Origin of the sequence: Ruegeria sp. PrR005, from assembly GCF_010500245.1 — a bacterium.
GTDB lineage: Bacteria > Pseudomonadota > Alphaproteobacteria > Rhodobacterales > Rhodobacteraceae > Ruegeria_B > Ruegeria_B marisflavi.
Genome location: NZ_JAAGOX010000022.1, coordinates 247583 through 272918, shown reverse-complemented (window position 1 = coordinate 272918; position 25336 = coordinate 247583). Strand labels below are relative to the sequence as shown.

Below are 25336 nucleotides of genomic sequence, written 5' to 3'. Positions count from 1 at the left end.
CAGGCCCCGGCGTGCCGGGGCCTCTCCAGTGTCTTAGTCGGCGTCCGCCACCCCCTCGGCCCTGAGCCGCGCGCGGCGGGCGCGATAGCTGGGCAGCACCACAAGGATGACCGCAAGCGCCAGCAGGCCCAGCGTCATCGGCCGTTCCAGAATGAACCCCAACCCGTCATAAAGCTGCAATGCGCGGGCAAAGTTGTTTTCCAGCATCGAGCCCAGGATGAACCCGATCAGCAACGGTGCCAGCGGATAGTCGGCAAAGCGCAGCACGGTGGCACAAACGCCAAGGCCGACAAGGATCAGAAGCTCGGTGGCATTGTTCTGGCCGATATAGGCCCCCATCAAGGTAAAGAACAGGATGAACGGGATCAGGAAGGTGCGCGGGACCGCCAGAACCTTGGCGATATAGGGGATCAGCGGCAGGTTCAGGATCAACAGGATCAGGTTGCCCAGATACATCGAGATGATCACCGCCCAAAAGATCTGCGGATCGTCCAGCATCAGCCGGGGCCCGGGCGTGACGTTCAGCGCAATCAGCGCTCCAAGCAGGATCGCCGTAGTGCCCGAGCCGGGAATACCCAGAGTCAGCAGCGGCACGAAAGACCCCGTGCAGGCCGCGTTGTTGGCGGTTTCCGGCGCTGCCAGCCCCTTGAGCGAGCCCTTGCCGAATTCCTCCTGCTCTTCCTTGGTGGCGATGTTACGCTCGACCGCATAGCCGAGGAAACTGGCGATCGTCGCGCCCGCGCCCGGCAACACGCCGATCAGGAACCCCTGGATCGACTGCCGCCCGATCACCGGCGCGATGGTGCGCGCCTCGTCCCGGGTGATGCGCAGATCCTTGATCTCGCCGCCCTCGCCGCCCTGGGCCGAGCGGGACGGGTCGAGCACGAGATAGATCGCCTCGGGCAGGGCGAACATGGCCATGGCCAGCGTGATGAAACCAAAGCCCGATTGCAGGTCCATGACACCCATGGTGAAGCGCGGCATGTTGAACAGCGCACCCTCGCCCACCGTGGCCATGATCAGACCCAACAGCGTCATCAACAGCGCCTTGCCCACCTGACCGGATCCGGCAAAGGCGGCAATGGCACTGAGCCCCACCACCATCAGCGCGAAATACTCGGCCGAATGAAAGAGCAGCGCGACCGAGGCCAGCGCCGGCGCAAACACCATGAGCAGGATCGCCCCGATGGTGCCGCCACAGAAGCTGGAGATCGCGGCCACGGTCAGCGCCTTGCCTGCCTTGCCCTGCCGCGCCAGCGGATAACCGTCAAAGCTGGTCGCCACGGTCGAGGCGACACCAGGCGCGTTGATCAGGATCGACGAGGTCGATCCGCCGAAGATCGCGCCATAATAGACGCCCGCCAGCAGGATCAGCGCCGCCGACGGGTCGCCGATGGAGATGGCGACCGGGATCATGATGGCGATGATCGACATCGGCCCCAGCCCCGGCAACATGCCGATGAACGTGCCGATCAGGCAGCCTCCGATGACCATGAGGATGTTTGTGATCGAAAAGGCAGTGCCCAGACCGATCAGGATACCTTCGAGCATGTCAGCCTCCGTTTGTCAGGAAAACAGGCCAGGGGCTGAGGAAGATCCCCAGCACGACCTGAACCAGGTACCACACGATGCCTGCCGCCGCTGCGGCCACCGGCAGCAGGATATGGAACCGCCGCTCACCCAGGATCACGGCGCCGACGCTCAGAAATCCCAGCGTCGAGAGCAGGAAACCCAGCGGCCGGAGCAGCAGCGCATAGGCCACCATCAGGCCCAGCAGCGCCAGGGCCTGCCCAAGTTTGTAATCGGTCAGACGGCGATAGTTGATGTCCATCGGCTTGGGATCGGCCGCGCCCTTCTCGAGCCCCAGCAGGATCGACAAGGCGGTCAGAACCGCCAGGACCGACAGGATCTTGGGAAAGGTGCTGGGCCAGATCGGGTTGCGTTTCATGAACGGGGCAAGGCCCGCGTCCATGGTGAAGAAGGCGGCATAGCCATAGGCAAGACAGATCATCAGGATGACCAGCGCGATCCAGCGGTCGAGTGCCATAAGATCCTCCGGGGTGTGTTGGGTTGAGGCGGGTATGGGGGCGCTGCCCCCGCCGCCCGTGCCGGGCGACTCCCCCGGGATATTTTCTGCAAGAGGAAAGACAATGTTAACCTTGATCCCGCAGGCTTGGTTCACGGTACAGGCTGGGAAGCCGATGACCGTGCAAAGGGAAGGTTATGCTTCTTCGGTGGAGGGGAGGGCCGGGCGCTCTCCCCTTCCTCTTGCTTCAAATATCCCGGGAGCGCGAGGGTGGAACCCTCGCACATCACGAACAAGCGCGGCGCAGCCGCACCTTTGGGTTACAGGAAACCCAGCTTACGCATCAGGTCGCCGATCTGCTGTTCCTGCTTTTCCAGGAAGGCGCGGAAATCGTCGCCGCTGTTGTGGATGTTGACCCAACCATTGCGGGCGCGCACGGCTTCCCATTCGGGGGTGTCATACATCTTGGCAATCACGTCCTGATAGGCGGCAAGCCGGTCTTCCGGCAGGCCGGGGGCGCCAAAGAAACCGCGCCAGTTCACAAAGGTCGTCTCGATCCCCTGCTCCTTCATCGTCGGCGCATCGGGATAGGCGGCGACCCGGTCATCCGAGGTGACGCCGATGATCTTGACTTCGCCGGCATTGGCCAGGTCGATCGCTTCGGAGAAACCGGTGCTGAGCGCCGCGATCTCGCCCGAGAGCAGTGCCGCCATCGCCTTGCCGCCCGCGTCATAGGGGATGTACTTCACCGCCAGCGCGTCCTTACCCGCGGCCTCCATCACCATTGCCGCGACCAGGTGGTCCATGCCACCGGGCACCGAACCGCCACCGATGGCGGTGCCGCTCGGGTTGGCGTCATAGGCGGCGAGCAGGTCGCTCATCGAATTCACCGGGCTGTCCTTGCCTACCACGATGGCGGCATAGTCGCCGATGGTTCCGGCGACCAGGGTCAGGTCGCGGAAGTTCTGCGGAAAGACACCGGTCAGCGAGCGGATGATGATCGGGGTCGAGTTGACCATCAGCGTGCCGTGGTTCGAGGCGGCGTTTTCGATCAGGTAGCCGATTGCCTTGCCGCCGCCGCCGCCGGACATGTTTTCATAGCTGGCGGTACCGACCAGACCCGCTGCGGTCAGCGCCTCGCCGGTGCCGCGCGCGGTGCCGTCCCAGCCGCCGCCAGCGCCGCCCGGAACGAGGAAATGGATGCTGTCGACCACAGGTTCGGCCAAAGCCGGCGTGGAAAAGGCAAATGCCGCCGATGCGGCGGCCATCATGACCCGGCGGGTCAGGTTCAGTTTCGTCATCTTGTCCTCCCGTTTGACAAAGCGAGTTTCGGTCGCCCATGTGAAAGGAAAGCCATGCCAAGCTGACACCAACCTGTCGCGGGCAAGGTCGGAAAGGAGGGGGACGGATGCGATTTCTGCTGGTCGAAGACAATCAGAGCCTGGCGGCGGCCATCCTTGACCGGTTGCGCCTGGATGGGCATGTCGCCGATCATGCCGCTGATATCGACACCGCCGAATCATTTGTGATCACGACAGATTACGATCTGATTTTGCTGGATATTATGTTGCCGGACGGCGACGGCCGCAGCTTCCTCAAGGCGCATCGCGACGGTCAGAACGAAACGCCTGTGATCGTGCTGACCGCGCGGTCCGAAGTATCGGACCGGGTTGGAGTGCTGGATCTGGGCGCCGACGACTACCTGACAAAACCCTTCGATTTTTCCGAGCTCGAAGCCCGCTGCCGGGCCGTTCTGCGCCGTCGCGGCGGCCGCTCGTCGAATCAGAAACGAATCGGCGCGCTCACTTTCGACCCTTTGGCCGGCACGCTCGAAGTGGCCGGCCAACCTGTCGCGCTCCGCAACAAGGAACTGCGCCTGCTCGAAACGTTCCTTGCCGCTCCCGATCAGATCCTGTCCAAGGCCCGGCTGGTGGACCGGTTGTTTTCCTATGACGAGGATGTCTCGGAAAACGCCATCGAGGTCTATGTCGGCCGGTTGCGGAAAAAGATCGCCGGTTCCGGGGTCGAGATCGTCACCGAACGCGGCCTGGGCTACCGGATGCGGCTGGCATGAGCGGCGTCCGCCTCAGCGGTTCGATCCGGCGGCGGCTGACTTTGCAACTGGTCGGCAGCGCGGCGGTTCTGGCGGCGCTGCTTTTTGTCATCGTCCAGACCTTCACCCGGGATCTGGCCGAAGAGACCCACGACCGGATCCTGTTGGCCTCGGCCACCTCGATCATGGATGCGGTCTCGGTCCGGTCGGGCGAGGTGACGGTGGACCTGCCCTATGCCGCGCTGTCGATGCTGAGCAATGTCAGCGACGATCGGGTGTTCTATCGGGTGGTGCTGGGGCGGGACACCCTGACCGGCTATCCGGATCTGCCGATGCCCGATCCGCAGCCGGGCGATGACGAACCGCTGTTCCAAACGCTGGACTACAAGGGGGAAAGCGTGCGCATGGCGACCGCGGTTCGACGGCTGTCGCTGAATGGCGTGCCGACCCATCTGGCGATCTCGGTCGCGCAAACCCGCACCGGTCAGGTCGAACGGCTGGACGCCCTGTCGCGGACCGCGCTGATGCTGGGGGCGGGATTCTTTGCGGTTGCGGTTCTGCTGGCGGTCTGGGCAGCGCAATCCTCGATCCGGCCGCTGCGCGACCTGGCCGGGATGGTGGCACGCCGCGGGCCCAAGGACCTGCGCCCGGTGGCCCGCCCGGTGCCTGCGGAAATGGCGCCGCTTGTCTCGTCTCTCAACAGTTTCATCGATCGGCTGCGCCTGTCACTTTCCCGGTCCGAGGACTTCATCGCCGAGGCCGCGCATCGCGTGCGCACCCCGCTGGCCACCGTGCGGACCCAGGCCGAGAACACACTGCACCGGATCGAGCGGCCCGAAAACCGCGCCGCCCTGCGCGAGATGATCCGCGCCATCGACGAAAGCTCGCGCGCCGCCGGACAATTGCTGGACCATGCCATGGTCAGTTTCCGGGTCGACAGCCTGGAGCGCAGCCCCGTCGACCTGACCGAACTGATGCACGAACTTGTCGATCGCCTGCGCCCGGTGGCCGATCTCAAGGACATCACGCTGGTGCTGGAGGCGACCGCGCCGCATCCGATCCTGGGCGATCCGATCCTGGTGCAGAATGCCGGGCGTAATCTGCTGGACAACGCGATCAAATACGCCCCCGACGAAAGCCTGGTCCGGGTCGCGCTGAACACCGAAGGCGGGATGCAGACGGTTGCCATCTGCGATCAGGCCGGCGGCTTCCCGACCGATCAGCTTGACCAGTTGACCGAACGTTTCGTGCGCGGCCGCAATGCCGAGGGCACGGTGGGCTCGGGCCTGGGCCTGACCATCGCCCGCGAAGTGGCCGAGGCTCATGGCGGGCGGCTGGAGATAAGAAACACTCAAGACGGAGCCGGAGCATGCGTCACGCTGGTCTTTCCCTCTGCCTGATCCTCTGGGCCTGTGCCGTCTCGGCCTTTGAAATCGAGGGCCGCGAACGGTTTGGCCCGGCCGACGGCCGGGTTCTGCGCGTGCTGTCGACCACCGATATCGACATTCTGCGGCCGCTGATCGACAGCTTTCTGCGCGCCCGGCCCGGTGTCGCCATCGACTATACCGTGGCCAGCAGCGCCCAGGTGATGCAGGCCATCGCGGACGAGGGTGAGCGGTTCGACATGACGTTGTCTTCGGCCATGGACCTTCAGGTCAAGCTGGCCAATGACGGGTTCACCCGCGCGCACCGGTCGGCCTGGACACCGATGGTGCCCGACTGGGCCAACTGGCGCGACCATGTGTTTGCCTTTTCCCAGGAAACCGCCGCCATCGTGATCTCGCGCGCCGCATTTTCCGGCATCGCCCCGCCGCGCACGCGACAAGAGCTGATCGACGTGCTGCGCCGCGACCCGGACAAGTTCCGCGACCGGGTCGGAACCTATGACGTGGCGGTCAGCGGCCTGGGCTATCTCTTTGCCACCCAAGACGCGCGCACCGCCGAAAGCTTCTGGCGGCTGATGGAGGTTCTGGGAAGCCTGCGGGTGAAACTCTACTGCTGCTCGGGCGAGATGATCGAGGCGGTGGCCAATGGCCAGATCGACGTGGCCTATAACGTGCTGGGCAGCTATGCCCGGGCCCGGCGCGACCTGGCCGACCGTATCGTGGTGATTGAGCCCGAGGAATACACCAACATGATGATGCGCACGGCGGTGATCCTGAAGGACTCGACCGAACCGGAGCTGGCGGGCGCCTTCACCGATCACCTGATCGCGGCCGCCTGGTCGGTGCCGCCTGCGCCCGAATACCCGTTCCAGGACCCGCCGCAAAGCGTGCGGGCGCTTGGCTCGACCCTGCGGCCGATCCAGTTGGGGCCGGGCTTGCTGGTGTTTCTCGACACGCTGAAACGGAACCGATTCCTGACCGAGTGGGGCGATGCCGTCCAGCAGGACTGACCGCCGTTTTCGCTAGAGTTTTACCTGTTATGCATCCCTTAACGCCTGCCTTGGTATCCCGGTAGTTGGGTGAATAGGAAGGTGGTGGAGATGGGTGCGCATTCCAATGCGGCGCCGATCATCATCAAGAGGAAGAAATCGGGTGGTGGCGGTGGCCACCACGGCGGCGCATGGAAGGTGGCTTATGCCGACTTCGTGACCGCCATGATGGCCTTCTTCATGTTGATGTGGCTGCTGAACGCGACGACAGAAAAACAACGCAAGGGCTTGGCCGATTACTTCTCCGACGCCATACCGGTCAACCCGGTGTCCGGCGGCGGAGACGGATCGTTCGGCGGCGACAGCATGTTCTCGGAAAACACGCTGGTGACCAATGGCACCGGCGGGGTGAACCGCAGGCGCGCCGATGCCGAACGCTCGCGCGGGTCGACCGGGGTCGACAGGCAGGGCGGCGACCGGGCGCCGTTCGAAGAGTTCAAGACACTCGAAGCGGTCCTTCAGGGACGCGGCGGCGAAAGCCTGGTCAGCGAGCAGCTGCGCAAGCACATCGTCACCCGGGTCACCGACGAGGGCCTGATCGTCGAGCTGTTCTCGACCGACGAATCGCCCCTGTTCGAACAGGGCACGGACCGGCCGACCGCGCTGATGAAGGACCTTGCAAACGTTATCGTTCGCGCCTCGGACATGGTCACGAACGGCATCGCGGTGGGCGGGCATATCCGCGCGCACCCCGTGGTGTTGGCCCGAAGTCCGGTCTGGGAATTGTCGATGGCACGGGCCGAACGCACCCGTGTCCTGTTCGAAGGTCAGGGGCTGAAGCCGGAACGAATTCAGCGGGTTACCGGATATGCCGACCGAAAGCTGACCGACCGAAACCCGATGGCCGCGCGCAATGACAGGATCGAGGTGACCTTTCTGCGCAGTGCCTCGCCCTAAGGATAGGCGGCATTTTAGACGTTAGAACGGTGTTAAGCGGTCGTGCGCTAGCTGTTGCATCAGGTTTTTTCCGAGATGCATCAGAAAGGCGTGTCCATGACCATTTCATCTTCGCTCAATGCCGGGGTCGCGGCGCTCACCGCCAATGCCAGCCGCCTGGCAACGATTTCGGACAATATCGCGAATTCGTCCACTTTCGGGTACAAGCGCGTGGAAACGGATTTCCACGCGATGGTCAACGCCAGCGGCCGGGGCACCTATTCGGCGGGTGGTGTGCGAACGACCAACCAGCGCCTGATCGACCAGCGCGGCTCGCTGGTATCGACCAGCAACTCCACCGACCTTGCCGTGCGCGGGCGCGGCATGCTGCCGGTCATGCGCAGTTCGCAACTGGCGCTGGGCACGCAGGAGATGATGCTGACCACGACCGGCTCGTTCCGCACCGATGACGAAGGCTATCTGGTCACCGAATCCGGCCTGGTCCTGATGGGATGGCGCGCCAATGCGGATGGCTCCATTCCCAACCTGCCGCGCGACACGTCCGACGGGCTGGAACCGGTGCAGCTGAGCGTCAACCAGCTGTCCGGCTCGCCCACCACGGAAATGGTGCTGCGGATGAACCTGCCCGCCACCGCGACCGAGGCGGGATCACCGGGTGACACCCAGCCGCTCTCGGTCGAGTATTTCGACAACCTGGGCAAGTCCGAGAATGTGCAGATCGAACTGATTCCGACCGTGCCCGAGACCGGTACCACCAACGAGTGGACGATGATCCTGCGCGACACGGCATCCGGCGGTGCCATTGTCGGAGAGTATACCCTGGTTTTCGACGACGGCCGCACCTCGGGCGGCACGCTGCAATCGGTGACCGCCACCACCGGTGGCGCATATGATCCGGAAACCGGCAGCATGGTCATCGAGGTCGCCGGCGGCCCGATGGAAATCAATATCGGGCTGATCGGGGCCTCGGACGGTATCACGCAACTCTCGGACACGTTCGCGCCGGTTTCGATCACCAAGGATGGCAATGCCGTCGGCACCATGAGCCGGGTAGAGGTCGATGAAAACGGCTTTGTCTACGCCTTTTTCGATACCGGGGTCAGCCGCCGGGTGTTCCAGATCCCGCTGGTCGACATGCCCAATCCCAACAGCCTGGTTGCGCTCGACAGCCAGGCCTACGCCCCCTCGCGCGACAGCGGCACCTTCTTCCTGTGGGATGCCGGCGACGGGCCAACCGGCGATCTGGTGTCTTTCGCGCGCGAGGAATCGACCACCGATGTCGCAACCGAACTGACGGCCATGATCCAGACCCAGCGCGCCTATTCCTCAAGCGCAAAGGTGATCCAGACCGTCGACGAGATGTTGCAGGAAACCACCAATATCAAGCGCTGATCGCGCCCTGAGACCGGAGGCCACCCATGACCATCTCCACCGCGCTCAATTCCGCGCTCAGCGGCCTGACCGCCGCCAGCCGCGCCTCGGGCCTTGTTGCCGACAACATCGCCAATGCACTGACCCCCGGATACGCCCGCCGCACGCTGGAACTGACGGGCAATGTCTTGAGCGGTACCGGCGTTCGCGTCGCCGGTATCACCCGGAACACTGATCCGGTTCTGGTGGCCAACCGGCGCGGCGCCGACGCATCCCAGGGCCATGCCGATACCGTCTCCCGGTTCCACGGGGAAATGGCTAGGCTGGTTGGCGGGGTGGATGATCCCAACTCGATCCCGAACCTGATGGCCGAGTTCGAAAGCAGCCTGATCGCGGCGGCCAGCAATCCGGGCGCCCAGGTACGGTTGGACTCGGCTGTTGGCGCTGCCGTCGATCTGACTCAGGCGCTGAACCGGGCTTCGGACGGGCTGCGCACCGCGCGGATCGGCGCCGATCGCAGCATCGGCCAACAGATCGACCGGCTGAACCTGGTCCTCAAGGATATCGAAGAGATCAACGGCCGGGTTCAGACCACCAAACTGTCCGGCGGCGATACCTCTGCGCTTCTGGACCAGCGCCAGCAGTTGATCGACGAGGTGAACACCATGGTGCCGGTCAACGTCGTCAGCCGCGACCACGGCAGCATTGCGCTGTTCACCGACGGTGGGGCGATCCTGCTTGATGGCAAGGCCGGGCAATTCTCGTTTGCGCAGACTCCGCAAGCGATGCCGCACATGACGGTGGAAAACGGTCTGCTGTCCGGGTTGCAGTTCAACGGGTCGCCGATCCGCACGGCCGGAACCGGCTCTCCCATCGGTGGTGGCACCCTGGCCGCGGCCTTCGAGGTGCGCGACACACTGGCCGTCGATGCCCAGAAAGGTCTGGATTCCGTCGCGCGCGACCTGATCGAACGGTTCGAGGCGCCCGGGCTGGACCCGACCGCCGGACCCGGCGACCCCGGTCTTCTCACCGACAACGGGGCGCGGTTCTTGGCCGCGGGCGAGGTCGGGCTGGCCGGACGGCTGGAGGTGAACGCCGCCGTCGATCCGGCCCGGGGTGGCCAGTCCTGGCGCTTGCGCGACGGGTTGGGTGCAACCCAGCCCGGAGCGCCCGGCAATGCGGCCCAGATCCAGGCCTTCCATCTTGCCCTGACAACCACGCGGCCTGTCGCTGGCGCGCCATTCGGAACATCGGATATGAGCGCGGCCGATCTTGGATCCGCCTTGCTGTCCTCGGTATCGCAAAACGCCAGCCGGGCGACCGAACGGCTGACCTTTGCCACCGTCAGCCAGACCGAAATGAAGCGGATCGAACTGCAACAAGGGGTCGATACCGATGTCGAACTTCAGACCCTGATGCAGGTCGAACAGGCCTATGCCGCCAATGCCCGGGTCATCGAAACCGTGTCCGAACTGATGGACACCTTGCTGAGGTTGTAAACCATGTCCTTGAATTCGATCGGAGATCTGGCGCAAACCCTGATGCTGCGCAGCCAGGGCACCCGGATCCGGATGCAGATCGACACGCTCACGCAAGAGCTGAGTTCGGGTCAGGTCGCCGATGTCGCCGGCCGGTTGCGGGGCGACTTTTCGCATCTGTCCGACATGGATCGGTCATTGAAACGTCTGAACGCGCTGTCGACCGCCGCGGCGGAAACCCGGCTGCTGGCCGACGCGGCCCAGGCCAGCCTGGAAACCGTCAACCAGGCGGCCACGGATCTGTCCGACTCGCTGCTCTCCGTTTCGCTTTCGAACCAGGCCGTCAGCCATGCCCAGGCATCGGTCGAGGCCCGCTCCGCACTCGATACGATGGTCTCGGCGCTCAACACGTCGCTCGCCGGGCGGTCAGTGTTCGCAGGCGTTGCCGAAGACCAGGCGCCGTTGCGGTCGGCCGATACACTGCTGAGCGGGCTTCGTGATGCGGTGGCGGGCCAGTCCTCCCCATCCGACATCCTCCAGGCCGCGCGCGACTGGTTCGATGACGCGGCGGGGTTCCAATCGGTTGTCTATACGGGGTCGGACCAGTCCCGGAGCCCGGTTCAAGTGTCCGGGAACGACCAGGTGGCCCTTGCCCGCCGCGCCGACGACCCGGTGTTCCGCGAAGGGTTGATGCTGGCTGCGGTGGCCGCCCTGGCGAACGATCCGGCCCTGTCGCTCGACACCACAACCCGAAGCGCGATCTTCGAGGCGGCGGGAACCGGTCTGCTCGGGACTCGTGACCGCATGGTCGAACTTCAGGCCGAGGTCGGCGATGCCCAGGCCCGGATCGAAAAGGCACAGACAGGCAATTCCATGGCCCGAACCAGCCTGGAGCTGGCACGCGGCGAACTGATCGGCGCGGACCCCTATGAAACCGCGATCCGGCTCGAAGCGGTGCAGTTCCAGCTCGAAAGCCTCTACACGACAACCGTGCGCAATTCGCGCCTGACCCTGGTGAATTTCCTGCGATGACCCTGTTTCGTCTCCTCGCCTGTCTCCTCCTGCTCCCCACCCTGGCCCAGGCTGGGGCCGTCCGCCTGAAAGACCTGGTCGAATTCGACGGGGTGCGCGGCAATGATCTGGTCGGTTACGGACTGGTTGTCGGGCTCAATGGCACCGGGGATGGTCTGCGCAACGCGCCCTTTACCGAAGAGATCATGTCGACCATCCTCGAACGGCTGGGCGTCAACGTCACAGGAGAGGAGTTCCGCCCCAAAAACGTGGCGGCGGTGTTTGTCACCGCCAGCCTGCCGCCCTTTGCCCGCGCCGGCAGCCAGATCGACGTTACGGTTTCGGCCATCGGCGATTCGAAAAGCCTGCTGGGCGGAACCCTGATCATGACACCGCTGAACGCCGCCGACGGCCAGATCTATGCCGTGGCGCAAGGGACGGTTCTGGCGGGCGGCGCCTCGGCCGAGGGTCAGGCGGCCTCTGTCGTGCGCGGCGTTCCGACCGCCGGGGTGATCCCCTCAGGCGCGCGGGTCGAACGCGAGATCGAGTTCGATCTGGCCTCGCTCACACAATTGCGCCTTGCCTTGAGAGAGCCAGATTTCACCACCGCGGGCCGGATCGAGGCGGCGGTCAACGCCACCTTCAACGCGCGGGTCGCGATCATGCGCGATTCCGGCACGGTGGAGCTCGATATCGCGGCCACCCGTACCCGCTCGACCGCGCATGCGATCGGCCGGATCGAGAACATCCTGGTCGAGCCGGAACGAAAGGCGCGCGTGGTCGTCGACCAGCGCTCGGGCACCATCGTGATGGGTGCCGATGTGCGGATCTCACGGGTGGCGGTGTCGCAGGGCAGCCTGACATTGCGGGTCGAAGAAACCCCGATCGCGGTGCAGCCCAACCCCTTTGCCGATGGCGACACGGTCGTGGTGCCGCGCACCACGGCCGAGATTGAACAGGATCCCGGCATCAAGCTCGCGGAACTCTCCGAAAGTGCCTCGCTGTCGGATGTAGTTGCCGGGTTGAATGCATTGGGGGTGTCACCTCATGACATGATCGACATCCTCAAGACGATCAAGGCCGCCGGGGCACTGCACGCCGAGTTCGTGGTGCGCTGAGACGGCCTGTCAACCGACCCACACCGCATTGGCGGATACACGCGGCGCGGATATCGACCGACACCTCGATCACGGCGCGCCACACACTCCGCATCGGCAATCCCGGACCCAACCGCCTTGCCATCGGCCGGGCCCGCCCCGAAAACGCCTTTCAGCGTGGCGGGCACCGGGGTGCCCGCAGGACGACAAAACCGATTGGATATCAGTACGAGAATTGCGCAGTCAGTTCGGACCGGGCGCGGTTGGCAGTTCGATCAACCCATGTAACCGCGCACAAGGGCGCTGGCGATAAGCGACCAGCCATCCGCCAGAACAAAGAACGCCAGTTTAAACGGCAGGGCCACGGTTGCCGGTGGAACCATCATCATGCCCATCGACATCAGCACCGCCGCAACCACCAGATCGATGATCAGGAAGGGCAGGAACACCAGGAACCCGATCTGAAAGGCACGCGCAACCTCGGACAACATGAACGAAGGGATCAGGACCGAAAGCGGCGCATCCGGCGCGGGTATCAGCCCTTCGCCTCCTGGGCGCAGCGCCGCCATGGCCAGAAACGTATCGGCGTCCAGCCGGCCGGCCATGAAAACACGAAAGGGCTGCAAGGCCTGTTCCATCGCCGGCTCAACCGTAAGCTCCTCGCGCAGCATCGGGGCGATCCCGTTGGCCCAGGCCTCGACAAAAACGGGTTCCATCACGAAATACGTCAGAAACAGCGCCAGGCTGACGATCAGCATGTTCGGCGGCGACTGTTGCAGACCAATGCCTTGCCGAAGGATCCCCAGAACGGTGACCAGCAGCGGAAAACAGGTGATCATGATCGCCAGCCCCGGGGCCAGGCTCAGCACCGTGATCAGCACGATCAGCTGGATGGTCCGCGCCGAGATCGAGCCGCCTTCTCCGAAGGAGACAGAGATCTCTTGCGCCACGGCGGGCCCGGTCGCAGCCAGAACCAGGCCGAAGGTTAACCCGGCCACGACCGCCAGGCAGGGGGCGCGTCTCATCCCAGACCGTTCGACAGATCCGAAATTTCTGTCAACCGGACCGCCAATTGCCCGGCCTGATCGCCGCTCAGCTCTTCCAGCTGGCCGCGGGCGACAAGGCGGTCGCCAACATAGAGTTCCACCGGGTCCTCGACCCGTTTATCCAGGGTCAGCACCGCGTTTTCGCCCAGCCCGATCAGGTCGCGGATCAGTGGGCGGGCACGCCCGACGGACACGGTGATCTCGATCGGGACAGAGTTGAACGGGTTCTTGGGTTCACCAGATTGTGCCGGCTCACGCATGTCAGGACACCTCTTTTGCCTGATAAAGGAAGGATTCCATCGCCTCGGAAATGGAGGTCAGGATCGATGAACAATCGACATCGCGTTCCTGCGTCCCGATCCGCAAACAGGCCTGCCCATCCGGAAGGGATGCCTCTTCGACCAGTTGGACCGGAAAGGAAAACTCTTGATCCAGAACCGGTTTCAGCACCGCGCCAACGCCCGAGGGCACGATCAGCAGCGCTGGTTGTGCCACCTGTTCCCGCGCCATGGATTTGAGCTGCTCGACGATGTGATGCGTGAAGCTCTTGTCCATGGTGCCCGGCAGAACCGTGGTCATCAGGCTTTCGAACATTGGCTCCAACGACAGCGACATCTGGGTCAGCGCCTCGTTATAGGTAAAGGACAGGTCCTCGAGATTGCGCGCCAGGGCTGCCGTGACGCGGCCATTATCCTCGGTCCGGGCCTGCACGGCGTCGTCCCAACCGGCCGAATAGCCCTTTTCGAAGGCAGTCAGCCGGATTTCCTCCAGCCCGTCCTCGTCAATCAGCCGGACCAGGCCGGGATCCATCTGATTGATCTCGAAATCCTCAAGCAGGTGAGCGATGGACATCAGACCTTCTCCCCGTTGTTTTCATCCAGCCAGCTGCGCAGGATCTCAACCGTTTCTTCCTGTTTGTCGCCAATCATCGCGCGCAGGCGGTCCACGGCGGCCGTTCCCTGGCCCCCCGACAGTGCGGGCAGCGCCGCGCCGGCCTGTCCGACGACAAGACCGGTGGCCGCGTCCTCGCCTGCGCCACTTCCCTGGATCTCTCCGGTCAGCGCCGGCACCGGCGCGGCGCGTCCCAGCGGCGCCGGACCGGACAGCAGGTTCGGCGCAGCAGCCGGGCGCGTCAGGATCGGCCGCACCACAAACAGGGCCAGAACCAGGGTGACCACGGCCAGGGTCGCCATCTGGATCAGCGACATCACGTTCAGGGACAGGCCCTGCAACAGGGAACTACTGGCCAGCGTGCCCTGCGGTTCGAGATTGGGCAGGTCCATCGACTTGAGCGTGATCACGTCACCACGCCCACTTTCAAAACCGACCGCGGATTGCACCAACTCGCGCAGCGCGGTCAGTTCCTCTTCCGGCCGGGGTTCAAACACCACCGTGCCATCGGCGCCGGTTGTGCGCAGCCCGTTGACCAGAACCGCGACCGTCAGCCGTTTGATCGCGCCCGGAACACGGTGGATTTCCGTTTCCATTTCAGACACTTCATAGTTCACGCGTTCGCGCGTCGAACTGGCCGAGGAATTCGATTCGTCGCCGGTGGCGCCATCCCCATCCGGCAGGTTCGATGCCACCGTGACCTCTGACGACAGGTTCTTGGAGGCATCGGACCGCTCTTCGACATCGGTGCTGATCGCCACCCGCCCGTTCGGGTCGAACCGGCGTTCGCGGATCGATTCGGTCTCGGTCACCGTGTCGATGCTAATCTCGACAATCGCATTGCCCCGGCCGACCCGCGCCTCGACCAGGCGCAGAACCCGCTCGCGCATCTGTTGCGCGCGATCCTCGGTGGTGCTGACGCCAGCGGCTTCCTGGGTGCCGATCACGCTGCCATTCGAATCGATCACCGTCACGCTTTCGGCAGTCATTCCCGACACCGCCGAGGCAACCAGATACCGCACGGCGTTGGCCTGCGCCGCAGTGATCTGCCCGCCCGACGGCACGATCGAGACCGAGGCCGTCGGCTCGATCATGCGCTGAAATGGGTTGGCCGACCCGTTGGCGATATGAACGCGCGCCTGCGCGATATGGGGGCTCGCCACGATGGTGCGGGCCAGCTCGCCCTCCTTGGCGCGCCAATAGGCGGCATCGAACATCTGCGAGGTGGTGCCAAAGCCACTCAGCGAGTCGAGCAGCTCATAGCCCCGTCCGCCATTCGCGGGCAGCCCCTCGGACGCCAATGTCAGACGCAATTCGTCACGACGGGCGGCCGGAACATAGATCGACCCGCCCCGCACCTCATACGGGATACCCTGCTGTTCCAGCGACCGCACGACCTCGCCCGCCGAGCCGTTTTCCAGACCCGCATACAAAAGCTGCATGTTTGGGGTCGCGGCGAATCTCGACAGGCCGAGCACGCCGAGGAAAACCGCCAGCACGGCCCCCGCGACCACAAACTGGCGCTTTCTGTCAAGATTTGCCCAGATCGTTCTAATCTGCTGCACGTAGCCCTCCGTCCTGCCGACATTCTGCGCGGCGCCTCTTCTGTTTCCCTGATTGGCCTTAACAATCGGTTAGTTCCTGACGGGGTATTGCAGTAGGCGAACCAAGCTGGAGAACGACATGGCCGACGCAACCGCCGACGCGCTCGAACCGGAGAAGAAATCCGGCAAGAAAGGGCTGATCGTGGGCCTTGTCCTGGCGCTCGCCGGGGCCGGTGGCGGCTATTTCGCAACGGTATCCGGACTGATTCCGCTGGGCGGGTTTGCCGGGGACACAGTCGCCGATGCCTCGGCCCATGACGGTCCCGCGACACCAGCGGAGCTGCCCGATGTCGGCTATGTCGATCTCCAGCCCATCATGGTGTCGCTGGCGGGCGACGGGGAACAGCGGCATCTGCGGTTTCACGCGCAGCTCGAGGTGAACAAGGCCTACATCGCCGATGTCGAAAAGATCCGCCCGCGAATCATCGACGTTCTCAACAGCTATCTGCGGGCGGTCGAGGTCTCGGACCTGGATGGCCCGATGTCGCTGGCCCGACTCAGGGGGCATATGCAACGCCGCATCAACATCGTTGCCGGCGAAGGGCGGATCAGCGACGTGCTGATCATGGAATTCGTGCTGAACTAGGAGAAAAATGTGGAACTGATTGCGGATATTCTTCTGGTGGCGGGCGCGCTCGGGGCCGGGCTTTACTGTTTCGTGCTGGCCCGGCGCCTGAAGAAATTCAACGACCTGGAAAAGGGAGTCGGCGGCGCGGTTGCCGTCCTGTCGGCGCAGGTGGACGAGCTGAACAAGACCCTGACCGTGGCGCGACAGACCTCGGACAATTCGGGATCGGCCCTGCAGGATCTGACCACGCGCGCGGAATCGGTCGCGCAGAGGCTGGAGCTGATGATGGCCTCGATGCATGACTTGGCACCACAGGCAGCCCCGGCGAACCCGCCGCAGGAGATGCACGAGGTGATCCGGGAGGAGCCCAAGACAGCGATGGTCCAACCGCCCAAACAACCGACGCCCCCGCCAGCCGGCGTGATGTTCATGCGGCACGAGCGCAGTTCCGGCGGAGCCGACTCATGACCACGCCTGCGAAACCGGCAACCGCCGCCCGCGTGCGCGGCGGTGCCCTGCTGCTGATTTCCGCGCTGATGATCGGTTCTGCCGTGATCCGGATCGCGCTCGAGGCCGGGCCAGCCTTTGCCCGGGGCAGCGAGCCCGAACACGCAGCCGATGCGAAACCCGAAGAAGGGCGCGAAAAAGCCTCGGACGCCGATCTGAATCAGTTGCTGATCACGCTGCGCCAGCGGGAACAGGATCTGGATGCGCGCGAATCCCGTGTCATGGAACGCATGCGGGCGCTGGAGATCGCCGAGACCGCGATCGACCGGAAACTGGCGGAACTGAACGCGGCCGAGCAGACGCTGAGCGATACCCTGGCCAAGGCCAGCGTCGCGGCCGAAGGCGACCTGAGCCGCCTGACCGATGTCTATGAAAAGATGAAGCCCAAGGATGCGGCGGCGCTGTTCGAGGAAATGGATCCGACCTTTGCCGCCGGGTTCCTGGCCCGGATGCAGCCCGAATCGGCCGCCGCCGTGATGGCTGGCCTCAGTCCCAAGGCTGCCTATACGATCAGCGTGGTTCTGGCGGGCCGAAATGCGTCGGTTCCCAAAGAGTGAAAACCGGAAATTAGGACTCTGCTGTTTAGGTCATAAAGGGTTCGGGTAGAGCGGAGACGGAAAATGATCGGCATAATCGGTATCGTGGTGATCTTTGCGATGGTGTTCGGTGGTTACCTTGCGGCCGGCGGAAAGATGACCATCATCTTGAAATCGCTGCCTTTTGAAATCATGATGATTGGCGGGGCGGCAACCGGGGCCTTCCTGATTTCCAACGACATGGGCGCGATCAAGCACACGCTCAAGGACATCGGCAAGGTGTTCAAGGGACCCAAGTGGAAGCCCACGGATTATCATGACCTTCTGTGCCTCCTGTTCTCGCTGATCCGTATCGCCCGGCAGAATCCGGTCGAGGTCGAGCAGCATATCGAGGATCCCGGCAGTTCCGCGCTGTTTTCGAAATACCCCCGGATTCAGGCCGATCGCGAGGCGGTCGCCCTGATCTGCGACACGATGCGCTCGGCTTCGATGAACTATGACGACCCGCACCAGGTCGAAGAGGTGCTGGAAAAGCGGATGGAGGCCAATCTGCATCACGCCATGCATTCCAGCCACGCCTTGCAGACGGTGGCCGACGGCCTGCCCGCGCTTGGGATCGTCGCGGCAGTTCTGGGCGTGATCAAGACCATGGGTTCGATCGACCAGCCGCCCGAGGTGCTGGGCAAACTGATCGGCGGCGCGCTGGTCGGCACCTTTCTTGGCGTCTTTCTGGCCTATGGGCTGGTCGGCCCCTTCGCGGCCAAGGTCAAGGCGGTGGTCGAGGAAGACAATCACTTCTACCTGCTGATCAAGGAGGTACTGGTCGCCAATCTGCACAACCACAACGCGTCCATGTGCATCGAGGTCGGCCGCCAGAACACGCCGGCGCACAACCGGCCCGATTTCACCGAATTGGAACAGGCTCTAAAGGGCCTCAAACAGGATGCCGCTTGATGGCCAGGGTCTGGGCCATTGTCTTCATGGGCCTGATCGCGTCTGTGGTGCAGGCCGCCGAGATCGACATCCGCTCGGGTGAGCACGATGGGTTTACCCGACTGGTGTTCCGAATCTCCCCAGGCACCGAGTGGAACCTGGAAAGCGGCGCGAATGCTGCGCGCCTGACCGTCGACCTCCCCGACCTGGTTTACCGCTTCGATACCGTGTTCGACCGGATCCCGCGCTCTCGCCTGGCTGCGCTGACCCAGACCGCGCCGGGTGCGCCGCTGGAAATGGAACTGGCCTGCCCCTGCGACGCGCGTGGGTTTGTCCAATCCGGCTCGCTGCTTGTGGTCGACATTCGCCCGCGCCCGAAAGGCGCGCCCGTGCCGCCCACCCTGCCGCCGCTCGCGCCACCGATAACCCTGCCGCTGGTCCCGGACCGGCTTGCCCGACCGTCCCCCCCGGACAGCCCCTCGGCCGGGCAGATCGGCGGGACGCGTCCGCCGGTGTATTCCGCGCTTCCGGTGCGGCAAGCCGGTCGCGCCGTCGAAACCCGGCTTTACTCGCGCATCCTGCGTGGCGTCGATCAGGAAGTGCTGACTCTCGACCCCGAGAACGCGGGCCGCGCCACGCCGGACACGCTGGCGGCGCAGATCGCGCTTGCCGAAACACTGGAACAGGGTCTTGGACTGTCAAACCTCAGGGTGAGCACCGTTGTCGACCGCGACCTGGGCGGCACACGGGATAGGATCGCATCACCGGACAGCCAACTGCCCTGTACCGACGCATCGCGGCTTGCGGTCCACACCTGGGGCAGCGATGCCCCGTTTCAGACCCAACTCGCCGGGCTTCGCGCCGGTCTCTACCGGGAATTCGACGCTGTCGACTCGGATGTGGCGCTGCAAATGGTGCGGCTATACCTTTTTTTCGGGTTCGGCGCCGAAGCCCGGGATATCCTGTCCCTGGCCGGGGCCAACGCACAGGACCACTCTCTGCTCTCCGCCCTTGCCGACGCGGTCGATGGCGAATCGCCACGCCCCGGGAACCCGCTGGCCGGGCGACAGGCCTGCGATGGACCGGCCGCCTTGTGGTCGGCCCTGACCGAGGGCCGGGTCGCCGAGAATGCCGATACCAAGGCTATGCTGCGCAGCTTTGCCGCCCTGCCGCAGCATCTGCGCGCCCATCTGGGGCCCACCCTGGGTGATCGTCTGACCGAGGCAGGTTTCGTCGACGCCGCGCGCCAGATCCTGCGCGGCACCGAAAGAACCAGAACCGCCGATCCTGTATCGATCGAGGTGGTCGAGGCCAAGCTGGCAGAGCTCGAAAACAAGCCCGATGTGCAGGAGGAGAAACTCTCGCGGATCGTGACGGACGACAAGGCATCCATCCACGCCCCATTGGCGCTGGCGGATCTGATCGAAAAACGCTGGGCCGAGGGCGGCGATATCTCCGAACGCGACCTGGAGCTGGCGGCCGCCTTTGCGCAGGAATACCGCAAATCCGAGATCGGCCCAAGGCTCCAGGCCGCGCATATCATCGCGCTGGCCCTGGCTGGCCGCTTCGATCAGGCCATGTTGGCGGTTGGCGTGGCCGGGGCGGATCGGGATCAGCAAGCCTGGGTCGAGACGCTGAACCGGGTCCTCTCGCGCCTGACCGCTCGGTCCGACGACGTGACCTTCCTGCGTCATGTCTCGATGTTGCCGAATGACCAGTTCCTTGCGGCAAGGCTCGAAAACGCGGAACAGATCGCGCAGCGACTAATAACGCTTGGGTTTCATGAACTTGCGCTGCGCTACGCCGATCGCCCGCAGGACCGCAAGGGGCGACACGACCGCGCTGTGCTGATCGCGCGTGCGACTCTGGGCACCGGGCGACCGCATCGCGCCCTGCTTGAACTGGCAGGCATCGAAAGCGACGAGGCGAACCGGATCCGGGCCGAGGCCTTGTACCGGACCGGCGACTATTCCGGGGCCGCCGATCTGCTGGCGCAGTCGGGGGACCTGGAACGGGCCAGCCGCTATATCTGGATCTCCGGCGCGTCCGATCCGATGCCCGGCACCGAGGGGACGGGATTTGCGGAAATTCATGCCATCGGCAAGGACCTGCTGGAGCCCGAGACCGAAAATCCCGAAACCCCGCTGGCCCAGGCCCGCAGCATCGTGGAAAACAGCAGTTCGATGCGTGACCGGATCGCAGAGATGCTGGGGCGGCTGGACTGACCGTTCGGCGCAAATCGCGCCGGTTTCCCCCCGCAACGGCCGCCGGAAACCGGCAGGCGACGGGCAAAGGGTCTTTACCGAACCGCCCCGGTCGGCAACAAGGAGCACATGCGCAGTTTCATTGCCATCCCGGTCCCAGACGACACCGCCGACCACCTTGAAAGGCTCCAGCGTCGGCTGGGCGCGGGCCGCCCGGTGCCACGCGACAACCTGCACCTGACGCTCGCCTTTCTCGACGACCAGCCCGAAGAGGTGCTGGAGGGGCTCCATCACGAGTTACTGGCCCTGCGCGCCGAACCCTTTGCCGTGGCGATGGGCGGCATCGGCGCCTTCGGCACCGCGCTCTTCGTTCACGTGGCCGATGACGCGCGCCTGACCCTTTTGCACGATACCATCGCCAGGGCCTGCCGTCGCGCCGGGATCGGGTTGCAAAAACGCCGGTTCCGGCCGCATGTCACCCTCGCCCGCCTGCGCCCCGGCGCAGCGCCGCCGCCCTTGCCGCCCGGCCTGGCCGAAACCGACCTTCCGGACCTGCCCGTCACGGGCATCGCGCTCTATGGCTCGACGCTGCACCCAAAGGGCGCGCGGCACGAAATCCTGGCCGATTATCCACTTTCGGCCTAGGCATCAGGGTTCGCCGCTGCCGATTTCTTCCTTGCGCCGCGCCACATAGGACTCCAGCGCCTCGCGTACGTCCGGCTCCAGCGCCGGTTCCTCGTACTCGCGCAGCGCCTGCTGCCAGATCCGCGTCGCGCGTTCGACGGCATCCACCGCCCCGGCGGCCTCCCAGCTCTCGTAATTCTGCCAATCCGACAGGATCGGGCGGTAAAACGCGGTCTCGTAGCGCTCCATCGTATGCGTCGCGCCAAAGAAATGCCCGCCCGGCGGCACACCCGCCATCGCATCGAAGCCCAGCGCGTCATCCGAGAAATCCACCGGCCGCAGGAACTCCATCATGTTCTGCATGATCTCGATATCGAGGACGAATTTCTCATACGACGCGGTCAGCCCGCCCTCCAGCCATCCGGCGGCGTGATAGATGATATTGGCCCCGCCCAGCACCGCGCCCCAGGTCGCCATCATCGTCTCGTAAGTGGCCTGCAAATCGACCGCGTTCGAGGCATTGGAATTCGACGTGCGATAAGGCAGCCCATAGCGCCGCGCCAACTGCCCGCCGATGATGTTCGCCTTGGTGTTTTCCGGCGTGCCAAACGCCGGCGCACCCGAACGCATGTCGACATTCGAAGTGAACGAGCCGTACATCACCGGCGTCCCGGGCCGCACCAGCTGGGTCAGCACCACGCCAAACAGCGCCTCGGCATTCTGCTGCCCCAGCGCGGCGGCCAGTGTCACCGGCGTCATTGCCCCCATCAGGGTAAAGGGCGTGATCGTCACCGGCTGGCCATGCTCGGCCATCGCGATCAGCCCGTCCCCCATCGCATCATCGAAGAGGCGCGGCGAATTGACCGAGATGATGGTGATCACCCCGGGATCGGCGGCCATCTGTTCCAGCGTCTGACCGCGCGCAATCGCCATCATCTCGATCCCGTCCAGCGCCCGGCACCGCCCGATGGCGGTACAGTGAAACGACAGGTCCGACAGGGTGAGATTGGCCAGATACGTGTCCAGATGCCGTGTATTCGCGGGCATCTCGACCGGCGCCATCACCTGGTTTCCGATGATATGGATCGCGTTGAAATGATGCGCCAGCCGGATGAAGTTGCAATAGTCGGTATAGTTGCCCGACCGCCGCCCGTTCACACGGTCATGCACGTTGGGCGGCCCCGCCACCAGACCGAAGTTCAACGCATTGCCGCCCATCTCGATCCGTTTCGCCGGATTGCGGCTGGTCAGAGTAAAGGTGCGCGGCACGGTGGCCAGCGCCGCATTTACCAACTCCTCGTCGATCCGCACGATACCTGTATCGCGGTCGACCAGCGCGCCCGCCTCTGCGAACAGGTCCAGCACGTTGTCACCGATCACCCGGATGCCCAGTTCGGACAAAACCCGCATCGAGGTCGCGTGCAGCCGCTCCATCTCTTCGGGCGAGGCCAGTTCAAACCCGGGATAAGGGTTGCGCACCTGTTGCCAAGGCAGTTGCTCGATGCCTCCGCCGCTGCGCGCGCTCTTGCCACGCCGGCCGCCGGTCCTGCGATCGCTCATGCTCTCAACCCTGAACCGGCTCGAACAGATGCGCCGCCGCATCGGCGAACCGGCTGTCCGGATCTGTCAGCCCCAGGATCGCGTCGCGCAGCGACGCCGCGCGTTCCTCTCCCAGTACCGGCGCGGCAAAATCCATGTACTTGCCCACTACCTCGTCACGGGACATCGGCGCCTCGGGTCCACCCCGCGCATGGATGTCGCCCGACACCAGCACCTGCCCATCGGTCGTGGTAATCTCCACATCGGCCCAGCGCCCCACCGGGAACCGCGTGGAATGGCGCTCGGTCTCGGCCACCGTGATGCGGGTCATGATATCCGCGACCAGCGGATCCGACAGGCCGGGACCCGAGATATGCTCGACCCCGATCCGGCCATAGGCGATATAGGCCGCAACTGGAAACGGCAGCGCATATTGCGCGATACCGGTGGTGGGCGGCAGCCCCTGGTATAGGCACGCCGCCTGATGAAAGCTGTTCACATGCACCCGCGCGATATCCGTATGGGTCAGACCATGCTTCAGCATGATCGCGCGCACCCCGTCCACCGCCGCATGCGCCCAGCGGCAGATCGGATAGGGTTTCACATATTGATGCTCCATCTGCCAGAACCGGCCCAGATCCTCCCAGAACGGCGCCGCCTCGGGCGCCTCCATGGTGATCGCGGGTGCGCCGGTGAACCCGTGCTCGGCAAGGATCATCGACGACATCCCGACCAACGCACCCCAGCCCGACCCGTCATGCAGCATCGTGGGCGTTGCGATCTCGCGCATCATCTGGCTGCGGGGGCCATGATACTCGGCAATGCCCAGCGCCTGCCGCATCGTCTCGCGCCCCTGCCCGCGCAGCCGCGCGGCCATTGCCACCACGCCCAGGCAGTTCCACGCGCCCGAGGTGTGATAGTCGCTGACCGTGGCATGCAGCGTGAGCCCCGCGCGCCCGGCAACCTCGTATCCCACGGTGATCGCGGCCAGCGCCTCGGGCCCGGTCAACTCTGGCAGATGCTGCGCCAGCACCGCCAGCGTCGGAATCACGACGACACCGATATGCCCCTTGGTCGGGTTGTACCCGTCATGGCCATCCAGGTTGTCGGTCTGTGTGGCAGCGGCAAAAGCCGCCCCCGCCAGGCTCACGCTCCGCCCGTCGAACATCATCCGCGCGCTGTGGCCCGGATCGGAGCTGCCATAGAGCAGGCTCGCCGTCTGGCGCGCGATCACGCCCGCCTCCATCGGGCCTGCGGCGGCAACGATCCCCAGCGTATCCAGTGCCATCAGGGCCGCCGCCTCCAGCGTGCTGGCAGGTATGTCACCCGGCGCTCGGTCCAGCGCAAAATCGGCGATCCGGTCAAATGTGGGAACGGGTTTGCTCATCGGTGCGGTCATCTGGCCTCCTTCGCCCAGCCGGGCGTCTCCGGCTCCAAGGCTAGACGCCTGCCCGCCCCACCACACGCAAAAATGCCGGGGCCTATGGCCCGATTATTTTTGCCCCGCATGTTTCTGCGTTGACCAAAGCCGGGCCGGACAGGGCTTGCCGCGAGCCAGGCAACCGGCAATAGACTGGTGCCATGAAACACCTGCCGCATCTCACCTTCCTGCGCTCGTTCGAGGCCGCCGCCCGCCACCTGAGCTTCACCGCTGCCTCCGAGGAACTGAACTGCACCCAATCGGCAGTCAGCAACCATGTCCGCTCGCTCGAGGAATATATCGGCCGCCCGCTCTTCGTCCGCCTGCCCCGCGCGCTGGCCCTGACCGAGGTGGGCGAGGCCTATCTCCCTTCGGTGCGCCACGCCCTGCAAGAGATCGACGTCGCCACCGAGGCGCTTCTGTCCCAGAAGCGACGGCGCGAGGTGGTTGTCTCCTGCCCCACCAGCCTGGCCTCGGTCTGGCTGGCAGGCGTGCTGCGCGACTTTCACCTCACCCATCCCGATATCCTGGTCACGGTACACGGCACCGTCTGGTCCGATGTGGAACAGGACGTATCCGATATCTCGATCACCATGGATCACACCGATGACCTCCCCGATGGCGCGGTTCAGCTTTGGGATGAACGGCTGGTCCTGGTCTGTGCCCCGGATTTCCGGGTCGACGGCGCCCCGCTCACCGACCCGGCGCAACTGGTGCGCGCCCGCCGGATCCAGGTGCTCGGCCGCCCGATCTACTGGGAACTGATGGCGCGCCATTTCGGCATCAAGTCCTTCGAGGCCACCGGCGGACACAAGACCGATGTCTCCACCCTCGCCGCACGCCTGGCGGCCCAGGGCCTCGGCTGCGCCGCCCTGCCCCGTGTGCTTGCCCGCCCCTATCTGGACCAGGGCGAGTTGATCGAACCGTTCCAGACCGACATCCGCAATCCGTGGGTCTATTGCGCCCGGTTCAAAAGCCGCACACCAACCCCCTCGGTCCGGCTTTTCAAGTCCTGGCTGCTCGACGCCGCCGCCCGGATGGAAGGCTGACCGCCACCCACCCCAAGAAACCAATCCTGCTTCTTTCTGGTCCCAAAT

24 protein-coding genes are annotated in these 25336 nt (G+C 64.7%); 15 read left to right on the top strand and 9 right to left on the bottom strand.

Annotation, left to right across the window (positions count from 1 at the left end; translation table 11 throughout):
- Positions 1 to 33: 33 nt before the first annotated feature.
- From G0P99_RS13800 to G0P99_RS13790, 3 genes are all read right to left on the bottom strand, one after another.
- The gene (locus G0P99_RS13800) at positions 34 to 1551 is read right to left on the bottom strand and encodes a tripartite tricarboxylate transporter permease (protein WP_164130750.1); all 1518 of its coding nucleotides are present in this window, start codon (positions 1549 to 1551) and stop codon (positions 34 to 36) included.
- Between the two features lies 1 nt (position 1552).
- Positions 1553 to 2047: a tripartite tricarboxylate transporter TctB family protein gene (locus tag G0P99_RS13795; RefSeq protein ID WP_164130748.1), complete on the bottom strand. Its 495-nt coding sequence runs from the start codon at positions 2045 to 2047 to the stop codon at positions 1553 to 1555.
- A gap of 299 nt (positions 2048 to 2346) precedes the next feature.
- Positions 2347 to 3327 (bottom strand): tripartite tricarboxylate transporter substrate binding protein, encoded by a 981-nt coding sequence (locus tag G0P99_RS13790; RefSeq protein WP_164130746.1) that lies wholly within the window; start codon positions 3325 to 3327, stop codon positions 2347 to 2349.
- 107 nt (positions 3328 to 3434) lie between these two features.
- Here G0P99_RS13790 and G0P99_RS13785 point away from each other — a divergent pair, with 107 nt between their 5' ends.
- The 8 genes from G0P99_RS13785 (at position 3435) to G0P99_RS13750 (ending at position 12388) form a co-directional block, all read left to right on the top strand.
- The gene (locus G0P99_RS13785) at positions 3435 to 4100 is read left to right on the top strand and encodes a response regulator transcription factor (protein ID WP_164130744.1); all 666 of its coding nucleotides are present in this window, start codon (positions 3435 to 3437) and stop codon (positions 4098 to 4100) included.
- Positions 4097 to 5479 (top strand): sensor histidine kinase, encoded by a 1383-nt coding sequence (locus G0P99_RS13780; protein ID WP_164130742.1) that lies wholly within the window; start codon positions 4097 to 4099, stop codon positions 5477 to 5479. The genes G0P99_RS13785 and G0P99_RS13780 overlap by 4 nt, the downstream gene beginning before the upstream one ends.
- Positions 5449 to 6474, top strand: a complete 1026-nt coding sequence (locus G0P99_RS13775) for an ABC transporter substrate-binding protein (RefSeq protein WP_164130740.1) — start codon at positions 5449 to 5451, stop codon at positions 6472 to 6474. The genes G0P99_RS13780 and G0P99_RS13775 overlap by 31 nt, the downstream gene beginning before the upstream one ends.
- 90 nt (positions 6475 to 6564) lie before the next feature.
- Positions 6565 to 7410: a flagellar motor protein MotB gene (locus tag G0P99_RS13770; protein ID WP_164130738.1), complete on the top strand. Its 846-nt coding sequence runs from the start codon at positions 6565 to 6567 to the stop codon at positions 7408 to 7410.
- Positions 7411 to 7506: 96 nt separating this feature from the next.
- Positions 7507 to 8802, top strand: a complete 1296-nt coding sequence (locus G0P99_RS13765; RefSeq protein ID WP_239059814.1) for a flagellar hook protein FlgE — start codon at positions 7507 to 7509, stop codon at positions 8800 to 8802.
- A 26-nt stretch (positions 8803 to 8828) separates the two neighbouring features.
- The gene (gene flgK / locus G0P99_RS13760) at positions 8829 to 10280 is read left to right on the top strand and encodes a flagellar hook-associated protein FlgK (RefSeq protein ID WP_164130734.1); all 1452 of its coding nucleotides are present in this window, start codon (positions 8829 to 8831) and stop codon (positions 10278 to 10280) included.
- Between the two features lie 3 nt (positions 10281 to 10283).
- Entirely contained in the window at positions 10284 to 11291 is a 1008-nt protein-coding gene (locus G0P99_RS13755) for a flagellin (protein WP_164130732.1), read from the top strand.
- The gene (locus G0P99_RS13750) at positions 11288 to 12388 is read left to right on the top strand and encodes a flagellar basal body P-ring protein FlgI (RefSeq protein WP_164130729.1); all 1101 of its coding nucleotides are present in this window, start codon (positions 11288 to 11290) and stop codon (positions 12386 to 12388) included. The genes G0P99_RS13755 and G0P99_RS13750 overlap by 4 nt, the downstream gene beginning before the upstream one ends.
- A gap of 254 nt (positions 12389 to 12642) precedes the next feature.
- Here the strand turns inward: G0P99_RS13750 and fliP are convergent, their stop codons facing one another.
- The 4 genes from fliP to fliF are packed head-to-tail and all read right to left on the bottom strand — an operon-like array spanning position 12643 to position 15869.
- Positions 12643 to 13392 carry a flagellar type III secretion system pore protein FliP gene (fliP, locus tag G0P99_RS13745; RefSeq protein WP_164130727.1) on the bottom strand — a complete coding sequence of 250 codons (750 nt, stop codon included), beginning with the start codon at positions 13390 to 13392 and terminating at the stop codon, positions 12643 to 12645.
- Positions 13389 to 13673, bottom strand: coding sequence for a FliM/FliN family flagellar motor C-terminal domain-containing protein (locus G0P99_RS13740; RefSeq protein WP_164130725.1), 285 nt, complete (start codon positions 13671 to 13673; stop codon positions 13389 to 13391). Before G0P99_RS13740 ends, fliP begins: the two co-directional genes overlap by 4 nt.
- A gap of 1 nt (position 13674) precedes the next feature.
- On the bottom strand, positions 13675 to 14265 hold the full coding sequence (locus G0P99_RS13735) for an ABC transporter ATP-binding protein (protein WP_164130723.1): 591 nt from the start codon (positions 14263 to 14265) through the stop codon (positions 13675 to 13677).
- Complete coding sequence (fliF, locus tag G0P99_RS13730) at positions 14265 to 15869, bottom strand: flagellar basal-body MS-ring/collar protein FliF (RefSeq protein WP_164130722.1); 1605 nt, start codon at positions 15867 to 15869, stop codon at positions 14265 to 14267. Before fliF ends, G0P99_RS13735 begins: the two co-directional genes overlap by 1 nt.
- 118 nt (positions 15870 to 15987) lie before the next feature.
- Here fliF and fliL point away from each other — a divergent pair, with 118 nt between their 5' ends.
- The 6 genes from fliL (at position 15988) to thpR (ending at position 21301) form a co-directional block, all read left to right on the top strand.
- Positions 15988 to 16494: a flagellar basal body-associated protein FliL gene (gene fliL, locus G0P99_RS13725; protein ID WP_164130720.1), complete on the top strand. Its 507-nt coding sequence runs from the start codon at positions 15988 to 15990 to the stop codon at positions 16492 to 16494.
- A 9-nt stretch (positions 16495 to 16503) separates the two neighbouring features.
- Positions 16504 to 16944, top strand: coding sequence for a DUF6468 domain-containing protein (locus G0P99_RS13720; protein ID WP_164130718.1), 441 nt, complete (start codon positions 16504 to 16506; stop codon positions 16942 to 16944).
- The gene (locus tag G0P99_RS13715; RefSeq protein ID WP_239059813.1) at positions 16941 to 17540 is read left to right on the top strand and encodes a MotE family protein; all 600 of its coding nucleotides are present in this window, start codon (positions 16941 to 16943) and stop codon (positions 17538 to 17540) included. Before G0P99_RS13720 ends, G0P99_RS13715 begins: the two co-directional genes overlap by 4 nt.
- Before the next feature lie 63 nt (positions 17541 to 17603).
- The gene (gene motA / locus G0P99_RS13710) at positions 17604 to 18473 is read left to right on the top strand and encodes a flagellar motor stator protein MotA (RefSeq protein WP_164130716.1); all 870 of its coding nucleotides are present in this window, start codon (positions 17604 to 17606) and stop codon (positions 18471 to 18473) included.
- Positions 18473 to 20677 carry a hypothetical protein gene (locus G0P99_RS13705; RefSeq protein WP_164130714.1) on the top strand — a complete coding sequence of 735 codons (2205 nt, stop codon included), beginning with the start codon at positions 18473 to 18475 and terminating at the stop codon, positions 20675 to 20677. Before motA ends, G0P99_RS13705 begins: the two co-directional genes overlap by 1 nt.
- A 108-nt stretch (positions 20678 to 20785) precedes the next feature.
- On the top strand, positions 20786 to 21301 hold the full coding sequence (gene thpR / locus G0P99_RS13700) for an RNA 2',3'-cyclic phosphodiesterase (RefSeq protein WP_164130712.1): 516 nt from the start codon (positions 20786 to 20788) through the stop codon (positions 21299 to 21301).
- A 3-nt stretch (positions 21302 to 21304) separates the two neighbouring features.
- On the opposite strand, the gene G0P99_RS13695 is transcribed toward thpR, so the two are convergent.
- Both G0P99_RS13695 and G0P99_RS13690 read right to left on the bottom strand, forming a co-directional pair.
- Positions 21305 to 22840 (bottom strand): trimethylamine methyltransferase family protein, encoded by a 1536-nt coding sequence (locus G0P99_RS13695; protein ID WP_164130710.1) that lies wholly within the window; start codon positions 22838 to 22840, stop codon positions 21305 to 21307.
- Positions 22841 to 22844: 4 nt separating this feature from the next.
- Entirely contained in the window at positions 22845 to 24218 is a 1374-nt protein-coding gene (locus G0P99_RS13690) for an MmgE/PrpD family protein (RefSeq protein WP_239059812.1), read from the bottom strand.
- 182 nt (positions 24219 to 24400) lie between these two features.
- Here G0P99_RS13690 and G0P99_RS13685 point away from each other — a divergent pair, with 182 nt between their 5' ends.
- A complete protein-coding gene (locus tag G0P99_RS13685) occupies positions 24401 to 25288 on the top strand; it encodes a LysR substrate-binding domain-containing protein (protein WP_164130708.1) in 888 nt (295 codons plus the stop codon).
- Positions 25289 to 25336: the final 48 nt, after the last annotated feature.